The organism is Mycolicibacterium anyangense (assembly GCF_010731855.1).
GTDB classification, from domain to species: domain Bacteria; phylum Actinomycetota; class Actinomycetes; order Mycobacteriales; family Mycobacteriaceae; genus Mycobacterium; species Mycobacterium anyangense.
Map to the genome: position 1 here is coordinate 287239 of NZ_AP022620.1, position 12292 is coordinate 299530.

Sequence of the window (12292 nt, forward strand, 5' to 3'; positions counted from 1 at the left end):
GGGGTGTGCTTCGGATAGTTCGCCTGCGCGCGCGTCACCGCGCCGACTAGGCTCGGCGGGTGCGCTCCAGGTAGCGGAGCCGTCGAAGTGCGGGGTGAACCTATTTGACCGGCTCCAACCGTCTGGACCGCCTCGGTGCGGCCACGGGTTTGTTCGGTTGGGTTGCCCTGGCCTACATCGGCGGCGCCGTGCTGTCGTGGCAGACCTTCGGCGCCGAGATCGGGCCGGCGTTCTTCCCTGCGGCAGGTGTGACGGTGTCGGCCATGCTGCTGACACGACGCTCGCGGTGGCCGGTGATCGTCGCAGCGATCTTCCTCGCCGAATTCGCCGTCGACCTGCGGTACGACTTCAGTTGGGCCGCCGCGACCGGCTTCGCGTTGGCCAACACCATCGAGCCCCTGGTCGGCGCGACGCTGGTGCGCCGGTGGTGCAAGGGGCCGCCGGACCTGAGACGGCGCGACGACCTGGCCCGCTTCGTCGTCGGTGCGGTGGTCTCGGGTCCGCTGGTCGGCGGTGTCATCGGCGGGCTGGTCATCGCCTTGCGCGACGGTGTCTGGCTACCACACGCCACCCTGCACTGGTGGGCCGGCGACGGCATCGGGGTTCTGGTGGTTGCCGCACCGATCCTGCTGTGGCCCAAGCAGTCCCGCGTGCTGGCAGCTCGCAAGGCCGAGATGGTGCTGACCCTGCTCGCCACCGTGGGGCTGTCCATCGTGGCCTTCCTCAGCGAGCTGCCGCCTGCACTGTTCCTCCTCCCGGTACTGGCCTGGGCGGCTTTCCGGCTCGACGTCCTCGGTGCCGCCCTGGCTGGAGCGGTGGTGGCCTTCATCACCAACTTCATGACCGACGGTGGATACGGCGCATTCGCCCATCTGCACATGTCCCCGGCCGGCCGGCTGGCGGTGGCGCAGGCTTCCATTGCCGTCGTGGTCCTGGTCGCGATGCTGACCGCCCAGGAGGCCGCCGGCCGCGTCACCGCCATCCGCCAGCGCCAGGCCGAACGACGGGAACGGCTTCGCCTGGAAACCTTGGCCCGGCTCGGCCAGCTGCTGTCCGGGGCGCTGACGCAGGACCAGATCGGCGACGCGGTCCAGTCCCAGGTCATCAATGATGCCGGCGCCACGGCCGTGCACTTTGGACTGGTCTCCTCGGACGGCAGCACGCTGACATGGGTGACGATGGCCGGCTATCCCGAGGCGGTCGTCGCCAGATTCGGGCGCGGGGTGGCCCTCGACGAGCCGACGGCGGCCAGTGACGTCGTACGCACCGGCCAGCCCGTCGTCATCCGCAATCCGCAGGAGTACCGCCGTCGCTACCCCGACAATGCGGTATGGCTGGAGGCCAGCGGAGCCACCAGCCTGCTGGCCTGGCCGCTGACCCCGGGCGGCAAGGCGATCGGTGCCTTGGTGCTGGTGTGGGACACTCCGCAGCCCCTGGACACCGCTCAGCTGGCCTACGCCTCCGCGGTGGCCACCATGACCGGTCAGGCTCTGGTGCGGGCCCAGGTGTATGCCGACGAACATGCCCGTGCTGTCGTGTTGCAGGCAGCGGTACTGCCCAGCAGTCCGTCGGCGATCGAGGGCATGGACGTGGCGGTCAGCTACGAGCCGGCCGACACGGTCCAGGGTCTGGGCGGTGACTGGTACGACGCGCTGGCCTTGCGGGAGGGCCGGACCTATGTCGCGGTCGGCGATGTCGTCGGACACGGGCTTCCCGCGGTGGAGGACATGGCGCAGTTGCGCAGCGCGGCCCGGGCGCTGGCGTTGCAGGGCCTGTCCCCGGCGCGGCTGCTGGCCGAACTCAACACGTTCACCAGGTACGCCAGCCAGGGCAAATTCGCCACCATGAGCGTGGCGATCTTCGATCCCAAGGACAGGTCGCTGTCGTATGCCTCGGCGGGACACCCGCCGCCGCTGCTACGCAGCGCCGCCACCGGTGCGGTGACCCGGCTGACCACCGGCCACGGTCCGGTGCTGGGCCCGGTCGAGGCCATCAGCTACGCGCAGGGGTACACCCGGCTCGCCGACGGCGACATCGTGGTGCTGTACACCGACGGACTCATCGAGCGGCGCGGGCAGGACATCGAGACCGGATTGCGCTGGGCCCAGCAGCTCATCGCGGACTGGTCGGATGACGAACCGCTGACACAGGCCTGCCAGCGGCTGTCGCAGACGCTGGCACCGGCGCCGCGCAACGACGACGTGTGCGTGGTGGCGGTTCGTTTCGGTAGGTGAGCGGCGTCAGCCCACGGTGAAGGCGCGGATCCAGTCGAACCATGCCGGCATCCCCTCGCCGGTGCGGGCACTGACCGGCAGAATCGTGGCGGTCGGGTTGACCTGTCGCACATGGGCGATGTAGGTGTCGACATCGACGTCCAGATGCGGCACCAAATCGATCTTGTTGAGCAGCACCACGTCGACCGATCGGAACATCACCGGGTACTTCAACGGCTTGTCCTCGCCTTCGGTGACCGAGTAGACCATGGCCTTGGCGTGCTCGCCGACGTCGAACTCCGCCGGGCACACCAGGTTGCCGACGTTCTCGATGATGACCAGGTCCAGCGCCGGTAGGTCGAGGCCCTGCAGCGCCCGGTTGACCATCGGCGCATCGAGGTGGCATTCGCCGCCGAAACCGTTGTTGGTGTTCAGCAGCGAGATCTGGGCGCCCCGGCCGCCGAGCCGGGCGGCGTCGATATCGGTGGCGATGTCACCTTCGATGACGCCGACGGCCAGGTCTGCGGCGAGCTCGTCGAGAGTGGCCGCGAGCACCGTGGTCTTTCCCGAACCCGGGGAACTCATCAGGTTCAGCGCGCGGATGCCGTTGGTCTCGAACGCGGTCCGGTTGATGTCGGCACGGGTGTCGTTCTCGGCGAAGATCGACTCGAGCACCTCGATGCGCTGGGAGCCGGTGCCGTAGCCGCTGTGATCGCCGTGATCGTGTGCGTGGTCGTCGTCGTGCGCGTGCACGGTGCCGTCGTCATGGCGGTGAAATCGACCCATGGTCAGGACCTTTCGCTGGTCGGTCAGGACACGTCGAGGGAGGTCACCAGGAACTCCTCACCCCGGAGCACCTCGACATCGGCACTTCCGCACTCTGGGCAGCTGACCGACCACCGAGAGGTGATCTCGGACTGGCGGCCACATTCGCGGCATCCGACGGCGGCGGTGACGAACTCCAGCGCCAGTTCGGCTTCGGGCATGCTCTCGTGTTCACGGACCATGCTCCAGCAGAACGACAGCGACTCCGGCACCACCTGGCGCAGCGCGCCGATCTGGACGTGCACGACATCGATGTGACGGTCCTTGGCGTACGGCCTGACCACCCCGGCGATCGCTTGGCACAGCGACAATTCATGCACCGTCGCGCCCCTTGCCTTTCACGTCGTTGCCGCGGTTTGTGCAGGCCTGCACCCTACGTCCGGCGAGGGCGCGGACGGGGGAGTTTCAGGGCGGAAAAACGCAGAGTTTCGGTGCGAAATAGTGATTGTGGTCATAGGGGTCCGGGACTAGCGTGGACGGCACCCACCCGCGCGGACAGCCCACCGTCGCGGGTTGTCGTGTCAGCGCTGCGGAGGTTCATGAGCACCTTTCTACTCCTGCGGCCGGCGGGCTGAGGTTCAGGAGACCCGATGAATGTGCGGGTGCGCCTCGACATCACCGGCGTGGTTCAGGGCGTCGGATTTCGCCCTGCGGTCGCGCGGATCGCCGCCGAGCATGCGTTGAGTGGCTTCGTCTACAACGACGCCGGATCGGTGCATGTCGAACTCGAGGGTCCCCAGCAGGACGTGGCAGCCGCCGTGGCGGCGATCCGGCATCGCCACCCACCCATGGCGCGGATCGACACCATGCTCTCCCGGACGTTGGAGATCCAGGGCGCCAACGGTTTTCGCATCATCGACAGCCGGACCGGTGATGACTCGCGCACCCTGGTGCCGCCCGACATCGCGGTCTGCGCCGATTGTCTGGCCGAGATGCGCGATCCGGCCGACCGGCGATACGGGCACCCGTTCATCACCTGCACCAACTGCGGGCCGCGCTACACGGTGATCACCGACCTGCCCTATGACCGACCGTTGACCACCATGGCGGATTTCCCGATGTGCCTGGCGTGTGCGGCGGAGTACCACGACCCGGCCGACCGGAGATTCCACGCCCAGACCATCGCCTGTCCAGACTGCGGGCCACGTCTGGCCTGGCAGCAGGGCGGAACCACCAGCGAGCACGATCCGATCGGATCGGCAGCGACCGCCCTGCGCGACGGAGCGATCGTCGCGATCAAGGGCATCGGTGGCTACCACCTGGCCTGCCGGGCCGATGATGGTGCCGCGGTCGCCGAATTGCGCAGACGCAAGAACCGGCCGGCCAAGCCACTGGCGGTGATGGTGGCCGACCTGACGGCCGCGGACGCCGTGACGCTGCTCGACGCCGCCGCCCGCACCGCGCTGAGTTGCCCAGCTGCGCCGATCGTCCTGGTCCCGCGCCGCCGGGGCGGGGTGGCCGACGAAGTCGCCCCGGGTTTGGGCGAGCTCGGGGTGATGCTGGCCTACTCGCCGGTGCATCATCAACTGTTCGACCGGCTCGGCCCGCTGCCGCTGGTGATGACCTCAGCGAACCAAGGTGGATCGCCCATCGTGTTCCGGGACGCCGACCTGACCTGGATCGACGGTCTGGCCGACGCGGTGCTCACCCATGACCGGCCCATCCACGTGCCCTGCGAAGATTCGGTGATCACCATCGACGACCGGGGCGAGCAACTGCCGCTGCGACGGTCCCGCGGCTACGCACCGCTGCCGGTGTCGGTGCCGGTTGTGGCACCGCGCCCCGACCGGGTCATCCTGGCCACCGGGGGCGACCTGAAGACGACGTTCTGCCTGATGGGCTCGGACGGTCATGCCCACCTGTCCTCGCACCTCGGCGACATGGCCGACCCGCGCACCCAGACCTGCTTCGAGGCGGCCCTCGACCACCTGGCCTTCATGACCGACCGTCGGCCCGACCTCGTCGCGTGCGATCTGCACCCGGGCTACGCCACCACCGGATGGGCCCGGCGCCATCGGGCGGGCCGTCCCGTGCTTGCCGTCCAGCATCACCACGCGCACGCCGTCTCCCTGCTGGCCGAGCACGGCCGCCTCGGAACACCCGCGCTCGCGGTCACCTACGACGGCACGGGCTACGGCACCGACGGCACCATCTGGGGCGGCGAGCTTCTGGCGGTCACCGATACGGCACGGTTCACCCGGGTGGGTCATGTGCGGCCCTTCGGACTGCCCGGCGGTGACGGTGCGGCCCGCCAGCCCGCCAGGATCGCGCTGGATCTGCTGACCCGGGCCGGGGTGCCCTGGTCGGAGGACCTGCCGCCGGTTGCGGCGCTCGATGACACCGCGCTGCACATCCTGCGCCAGCAGATACCCCGCGGACTCGGTTGTGTGGCCACCACCAGCATGGGCCGGCTGTTCGACGCCGTGGCCAGCTTGCTCGGGGTGTGCCAGCTGGTCACCTACGAGGGGCAGGCCGCCGTCGAACTCGAGCATCTGGCCCGATCCGGCGCACCGGTGGCCCTCGAGTTCGCCGTGACCGACGGCGTGATGGACCCCGCACCGGTGATCACCGGGATCGTCGCAGGGCTGCGGGCCGGTAGGCCTACCGCTGATCTGGCGGCCGGATTCCACCACGCGGTGATCCGGGCGACGGCCGATTCGGCCACCATGTGCGCCCGCGCCGCCGGTATTCCGACGATCGGACTGACCGGTGGTGTGTTCGCCAATCGTATTCTGCTGCAAGGTCTTCGGTGTGCGCTCACCGAGCGTGGTTTCGAAGTCCTCAGCCATCGAATCGTCCCCTGCAATGACGGTGGCCTGGCACTCGGCCAGGCCGCCATCGCCGCCGCGATGCTCGGCAGCCCCGACGCGGCGGCAGTACCGGAAAGGAATGGCGTATGTGCCTCGGAATCCCCGGCAAAGTGATCGAGATCTGGGAAGAGGCCGGCACCCGGATGTCCACCGTCGACTTCGGCGGCACCACCAAGACGGTCTGCCTGGCCTATCTGCCCGACATGCAGATCGGCGAATACACCATCGTCCATGCGGGTTTCGCGATCACCCGCCTCGATGAGGTCTCGGCCCACGAGACGCTGAAGATGTTCGAAGACCTCGGCATCCTCGAAGAGGAGCTGAACGGTGTCGAAGGACAGGGTAGGAGAGAACCGGCATGAAATACCTTGACGAGTTCCGGGATCCGGTGGCCGCCAAAGCCCTTGTCGATGCCATCCGGCGCACCGCGACCAGGCCCTGGACCATCATGGAAGTCTGTGGCGGACAAACCCATTCGATCATCCGCAACGGCATCGACCAGCTCCTGGACGGTGCGGTGGAGTTCATCCACGGGCCGGGCTGCCCGGTGTGCGTCACACCGCTGGAGATGATCGACCGGGCGCTGGAGATCGCCGGGCGCGAGGATGTCATCTTCTGTTCCTTCGGCGACATGCTGCGGGTGCCCGGCAGCCACCAGGACTTGTTCAGCGTGCGGGCCCGCGGCGGCGACGTGCGCATCGTGTACTCGCCGCTGGACGCCACCCGGGTGGCTGCCGACAACCCGGACAAGCAGGTTGTCTTCTTCGGCGTCGGCTTCGAGACCACCGCGCCGGCCAATGCGATGTCGGTGCTGCACGCCCAGCGCCTCGGACTGACCAACTTCTCGGTGCTGATCTCCCACGTGCTGGTGCCGCCGGCGATGGCAGCCATCCTCAGCTCGCCGACCAACCGCGTGCAGGGCTTCCTGGCCGCCGGTCATGTGTGCAGCGTGATGGGCACCTCGGAGTACGGTCCGCTGGTCGAGAAGTACGACGTGCCGATCGTGGTCACCGGTTTTGAGCCGCTGGACCTGCTCGAGGGGGTGCGTCAGGTCGTCGAGCTGTTGGAGGCCGGCAAGGCCGAACTGCGCAACGCCTACCCGCGCGCGGTCAGCGATGCCGGCAATACCGTGGCGCAGCAGGCGCTGGCCGACGTCTTCACGGTGACCGACCGGCAGTGGCGCGGGATCGGCATGATCCCCGAGTCCGGCTGGGCGCTCTCGCCGCGGTATGCGCAGTTCGACGCCGAACGCAGATTCGGGGTGGGTCACCTGACGGTGGCCGAGTCCGCCGAATGCCATGCCGGTGAAGTGCTGCAGGGTCTGCTCAAGCCCAACCAGTGCCCGGCGTTCGGGACGAGCTGCACCCCGCGCACCCCGCTGGGCGCCACTATGGTGTCCAGCGAAGGCGCCTGCGCCGCCTACTACCAGTTCCGTCGGTTGGAGACCGCTGCCCATGTCTGAGCCGGTGGGTATCGATCCGTCCGACTGGGTCTGCCCGCTGCCGCTGCGTGAGACTAAACGCATCGTGCTGGGTCATGGTGGCGGTGGCATCCTGTCCGAGGAGCTGATCGAGAATCTCTTCCTGCCGGCGTTCGGATCTTCTGGCGGGCCGGCGCGGGACTCCGCACTGCTCGAGGTCGCCGGCGGCCGGATCGCCCTGACCACCGACTCCTACGTCGTCAACCCGTTGTTCTTCCCCGGCGGCAACATCGGCGATCTGGCCGTCAACGGCACCATCAACGATCTGGCCATGAGCGGCGCGCAGCCGTTGGGCCTGACCGCCGGTTTCATCCTCGAGGAGGGCTTGGAACTGGAGGTTCTGGGCGCCATTGCGCAGACCATGGGCAAGGCCGCCGCGGCCGCCGGGGTGGGTATCGTCACCGGTGACACCAAGGTCGTCGGAAAGGGCGGCGCCGACGGGCTTTTCGTCAACACCGCCGGCGTCGGCGTGGTGCCCGAGGGAGTTCGGGTCGGACCGGATCAGGCCCGCCCCGGTGACCACGTGATCGTGTCCGGCAATCTCGGTGAGCACGGTGTGGCGATCATGAGTGTGCGTGAGGGCATCGACTTCGGCACCACCGTGACCACTGACAGTGCGCCGCTGCACCGTCTGGTGGCTGCGATGCTGGCGGCCGTCGACACCCCGAATGTCGTTCACACGCTGCGTGATCCGACCCGCGGCGGCCTGGTCGCCTCGACGGTGGAGATCGCCCGCTGCGCAGGTGTGGGTGTGGAACTCGACGAGCACCTGGTCCCGGTTCCCGAAGCGGTGTCCTCGGCGTGCAGCTTTCTGGGGCTGGACCCGCTGCAGGTGGCGAACGAAGGCAAACTCGTCGCGTTCGTCGACCCGGCCCACAGCGAGGCGGTGCTGGCGGCCATGCGGTCGCGGCCGGAGGGCGCCGATGCGGTGATCATCGGCCGGGCGGTCGAGGAGCATCCCGGAATGGTGGTGGGACGCACCGCATTCGGCACCACCCGGGTGATCGAACGCGAACTGGGTGAGCAGCTTCCGCGGATCTGCTAGTGACCCCCACCCGCGAGCAGACGCATAATCGCACTGGCAGAGCCGTTTTCGTGCGATTTTGCGTCTGCTCGGCGCGCGGTGGCTACTTCTTCTTGCCGACCAGGGCATCCACCGGGTCGGGTGCGCCGTCGCGGTCCTTGACCACCCGGTAGGCCAGGTAGCCGACCACGAGGGTGGCGACGGTGAAGATCGGCGCGAAGTACTGCAGGAACAGCGAGTCACCGGCGGGGTTGTAGACCTCCTGGCGCGGCCAGCCGATGTTGATCACCAGCAGTCCGCCCATGACCACGGCGACCAGGTTCACCGGGATGCCCCATTTGCCCAGGTCCATCACCGGCGGTCCGTAGGACAGGCTGGTGCCCCGCAGCCGGTGGATGAGCGCGGGCACGGTGACCATCAGGTAGGCCAGGTAGACGATCACCACCGAGACCGAGGCGATCGCGGCGAACACGCTGGACTGGCCCAGGTTCACCAGCAGCACGCCGATAGCCAGCACGCTGACCGCGATACCGGTGATGACCGGGGTGCCGGTGCGCTTGTTGACCTTGGCCAGGAAGGTGCCGAACGGCAGCCGGTTGTCGCGGGCCATCGAGAACATCACCCGGGATGCCGACGCCTGGATAGCCAGCGTGGCCGAGAACATCGCAACGGCGACCAGGCCCAGCAGCGTCTTGCCCAGCCAGGTGTCGAGCTGGCTCTCGATCACCCACGCCATCCCGCCGGTGGCCAGGTCGTCACCGAGCGCCGGCGCGGACATCAATGCGGCCAGGATCATCAGACCGCCGCCGACGAAGGACACCAGAAGTGCGTTGACGATCGCCTTGGGGGCGGTGCGGCGAGGGTCCCTGGTTTCCTCGGAAAGCTCTGCGGCGCTGTCGAATCCGTACATCACGTAGGCCGCCATGAGCATCGAGGCCAGGAAGGCGGGCAGGTAGTGGATACCGCTGCCATGGCCGCCGGTGTCCAGGACTGCCTTGGCGGGGCTGCGCTCGGCGGTGAAGAACATCGCGGCGATGATCAGCACCACGCCGATGATCTCGATGGTGACACCGGTGACGGTGATACGGGCCATGAACTTGACCCCGGCGGCACTGATGATCGTGCACAGGATGATCGTGATGGAGCCCAGGATGATGCCGTTGGTGGCACCGTCGACCGACAAGGGGTCGATGTCGGTGCCGACCAGCTGGAAGCCGCTCCAGATCGGCGGCAGCACGGTCTGCATCGCGATCGCCAGTGCGGCAATGCTGACGATGTAGCCGATCAGCATGAACCAACCGGCGAACCAGCCGACCGCGTTGCCGGCCAGCCGCCGCGACCACTGGTAGATCGCCCCTGCGACGGGGAACTTGCCGGACAGTTCGGCGAACACCAGACACACGCAGAACTGGCAGACGAACACGATCGGCCAGGTGAAGAAGAAGGCCGGGCCGCCGAGCGCGAAGCCCAGCGGGAAGAAAGCGAATACTGTCGTCAGGATCGAGACGAAGGAAAAGCCCGAGGCGAACGCGGCATAGCCGCCGATACCGCGGTGCAGTTCCTGGGTATAGCCCAGCTCGGAGAGGGTGTCGGCGTCCTCCTGGGACGAGATCGCCGGATCGAAGGTTCTAGTCATGTGCGGGTACTCCTGGGAATCGGGGACGGCCGGATCGCCATTGACCCGGAGCGAATAACTGTCATGTGACAGAAATTTAGGTCAGGTGTTTGTCGGGGCGGTTTCGTCGACATCACATTCGCGTGACCAGTCCAAGGTCACCCGGGCCGCGGCCAACCAGGCGACAATCATGGTCATGCCCGCCGAATCGGAGTCCACCCGCGGCATCGTCGCGACCGTCGCCGAGATCGAGGCTGCCGCGGACGAGGCGACCCTGCGCGCGGCCGTGAAACGCGCCCAACAGGTGGTTGGCGCGGAACTGGCCCGGCACATGCCCACCCTGGCGCTGGCCGCCGGCTGGTCGGAGGCGATGCGCAGCACGGTCGCCACGGCCGCCCGGCTGGTCGCCACGACGGCCGAGGGGCCGCAGCCGCGCTGGACGTGGTTCGTCTCCGGCAGTGTGGGCCGCGGGGAAGCGGTGCCCGGGTCCGATGTCGAGACGCTGGTGGCGCTGGCCGACGATGTCGACGACGAGGGCAAAACCCACGCGTTGACGCTGGCCGCCGAGGTGCACGCGCTGCTCGAGGCGTGCGGGCTGCAACTGGACGACAACGGCGTGCTGGCCAGTCGGCTGCGGTTCTGCCGACGCGACGCCAGCTGGGCCGACGGTATCGAACGGTGGGCCGCCGAACCCGACCTGGATCGTGGGGTGGTGATGCTGGGCCTGCTGGCCGATGCCTGGAGTGTCACCGAGACCGAGCGCCACGAGCGACTGCGTCCACACGCGATCGCCGCCGCCCGTCGCCACCCGATCGCGCTCAAGTCGATGGTGCAGGACGCCACCTTTGTGCGCGCATCGATCCCGTCGCGGTTGCGCATCTTCGCGACCCAGGTGGACCGGGCCGATCTCAAGGCAGCGGTGATCGACCCGATCGTGAAGATCGCCCGCTGGGGCGCGCTGTCGGCGAACTCCGACGCACTGACGACCATGGAACGTCTCAACGACGCGGCCGCGGCCTCGGTACTCGAGACCGATGATGCGTCGAGCCTGCGGGATTGCTACGTGGCGCTGTCGCGGATCCGCTGGCGCCTGCGCACCCAGCCCTGGCTGGCGGGAACGCCGGTCGACGACGTGGTGTCGATGGCGGAACTGGCGCCCCAGGAACGGGCCACACTGCGCACGGTGTCCCGTGAGGTCAGCGGTATCCGGCGCAAGCTGAACTTCCTGTCCTCGATACCGCAGTGACGATGGATCCTCGCGACCGGCTCGCACCACACCTTCGTCACGGCCTGGAGCAAACCGTTGCCGCCCAGCGACTCGAGGGCTGGCGACCCGAGGACGCCCACCTCGCCGCCTTGGCCGAATTGCTCTCGGGGGAGCGCACATTCGCCGGATATCTCGCCGAGTATCGGGCGCACCATCCGCCGCCGCAGCCTGCGCGGCGGCGGATCCTGGCGCGGCGGCGGCCCTACCTGATCCCGGGGACGACGATGCTGCGCAACAACTTCGGCACCGAGGCCCCCGAGGTGCTGGCCGATCTGGAATTCGTCGCCACCGCCGGGCGCACCGCCCAGTGGCATCAGCATCTTGCCTCCGGTGCGGCCAGCGTCGCGGACCTCGACGTCTGCGCCGTGCACCAGCACGTGTTCGCCGACGTTTACGCCTGGGCCGGGCGGGTGCGGGTCACCGAGTTACGCCGCGGCGAGACGGTGTTCGCCTGGCAGGCCGACCTCGGAGCTGCGGTCGCCGAGCTGGACATCCGCGCCCGCAGCCTGCCCGGGGAGTTCGGCCCGCCCGACACCGCACGGTTGGCCTACGAGTTCGCCCGCTGGTATGCCGATTACAACCAGGTGCACCCGTTCCGGGAGGGCAACGGCCGCACCGGCACGCTGCTACTACACACTCTCGCCGCGCTGTGCGGTCACCGGCTGGACCTCTCCACGGTCAGCCGGGCGCAGTGGTACGCCGCCTCGCGCGACAGCATGCCGTTTCGGCGTGGGGGAGAGGCCAACCACCGGCCATTCCTTCCGGTATTCCTCAACGCCCTGTCGGCGGCTGAATAGCTATCTGGTCCAGCCGCTTTCAGTGCTTATTCGTGAGCTCTCAGTGGCGAGCCGGGTCGTTGGCGCCGCAGGTGCACCACTGGGCCGGCGGCACGGAACTCTTGACGTCGGCGACGTGTTCGCCGCAGCCGGCCCAGGTGGTCTTGTGGCAACTCGGGCATTCAACGGGATAGCACATGATCACTCCTCTGCTTCTGAAGGCTATGCGTGGGCGGTGTCTTTACGCGCGGCAATGGTCGCACGAACTCCTCCAGTGTAGGG

11 protein-coding genes are annotated in these 12292 nt (G+C 68.2%); 7 read left to right on the forward strand and 4 right to left on the reverse strand.

All coding sequences use genetic code 11. The features are described from left to right. Positions 1–104: 104 nt before the first annotated feature. Complete coding sequence (locus G6N35_RS01310) at positions 105–2234, forward strand: SpoIIE family protein phosphatase (RefSeq protein WP_163802551.1); 2130 nt, start codon at positions 105–107, stop codon at positions 2232–2234. A gap of 6 nt (positions 2235–2240) precedes the next feature. Here G6N35_RS01310 and hypB read toward each other — a convergent pair whose 3' ends face one another. Further along, the gene (hypB, locus tag G6N35_RS01315) at positions 2241–2999 is read right to left on the reverse strand and encodes a hydrogenase nickel incorporation protein HypB (protein ID WP_163802553.1); all 759 of its coding nucleotides are present in this window, start codon (positions 2997–2999) and stop codon (positions 2241–2243) included. Between the two features lie 23 nt (positions 3000–3022). Next, positions 3023–3358: a hydrogenase maturation nickel metallochaperone HypA/HybF gene (locus G6N35_RS01320; protein ID WP_163802555.1), complete on the reverse strand. Its 336-nt coding sequence runs from the start codon at positions 3356–3358 to the stop codon at positions 3023–3025. A 270-nt stretch (positions 3359–3628) separates the two neighbouring features. Between G6N35_RS01320 and hypF the strand changes: the two genes are divergently transcribed. Genes hypF through hypE form a run of 4 tightly spaced genes read left to right on the forward strand, consistent with a single transcriptional unit; the run spans position 3629 to position 8373 of the window. Next, a complete protein-coding gene (gene hypF, locus G6N35_RS01325) occupies positions 3629–5962 on the forward strand; it encodes a carbamoyltransferase HypF (protein WP_163802557.1) in 2334 nt (777 codons plus the stop codon). Next, the gene (locus G6N35_RS01330) at positions 5935–6210 is read left to right on the forward strand and encodes a HypC/HybG/HupF family hydrogenase formation chaperone (protein ID WP_163802560.1); all 276 of its coding nucleotides are present in this window, start codon (positions 5935–5937) and stop codon (positions 6208–6210) included. The genes hypF and G6N35_RS01330 overlap by 28 nt, the downstream gene beginning before the upstream one ends. Next, on the forward strand, positions 6207–7310 hold the full coding sequence (hypD, locus tag G6N35_RS01335) for a hydrogenase formation protein HypD (protein ID WP_163802562.1): 1104 nt from the start codon (positions 6207–6209) through the stop codon (positions 7308–7310). The genes G6N35_RS01330 and hypD overlap by 4 nt, the downstream gene beginning before the upstream one ends. Continuing rightward, positions 7303–8373, forward strand: a complete 1071-nt coding sequence (gene hypE / locus G6N35_RS01340) for a hydrogenase expression/formation protein HypE (protein WP_163802564.1) — start codon at positions 7303–7305, stop codon at positions 8371–8373. Before hypD ends, hypE begins: the two co-directional genes overlap by 8 nt. 82 nt (positions 8374–8455) lie before the next feature. On the opposite strand, the gene G6N35_RS01345 is transcribed toward hypE, so the two are convergent. Continuing rightward, positions 8456–9988: an amino acid permease gene (locus G6N35_RS01345; RefSeq protein ID WP_163802566.1), complete on the reverse strand. Its 1533-nt coding sequence runs from the start codon at positions 9986–9988 to the stop codon at positions 8456–8458. Positions 9989–10163: 175 nt separating this feature from the next. Between G6N35_RS01345 and G6N35_RS01350 the strand changes: the two genes are divergently transcribed. Beyond that, on the forward strand, positions 10164–11213 hold the full coding sequence (locus G6N35_RS01350) for a putative nucleotidyltransferase substrate binding domain-containing protein (protein WP_163802567.1): 1050 nt from the start codon (positions 10164–10166) through the stop codon (positions 11211–11213). A 2-nt stretch (positions 11214–11215) separates the two neighbouring features. Then, entirely contained in the window at positions 11216–12031 is an 816-nt protein-coding gene (locus G6N35_RS01355; RefSeq protein ID WP_163802569.1) for a Fic/DOC family protein, read from the forward strand. A 40-nt stretch (positions 12032–12071) separates the two neighbouring features. On the opposite strand, the gene G6N35_RS26855 is transcribed toward G6N35_RS01355, so the two are convergent. Then, positions 12072–12209: a DUF8730 family Cys-rich protein gene (locus tag G6N35_RS26855; RefSeq protein ID WP_170313104.1), complete on the reverse strand. Its 138-nt coding sequence runs from the start codon at positions 12207–12209 to the stop codon at positions 12072–12074. Positions 12210–12292: the final 83 nt, after the last annotated feature.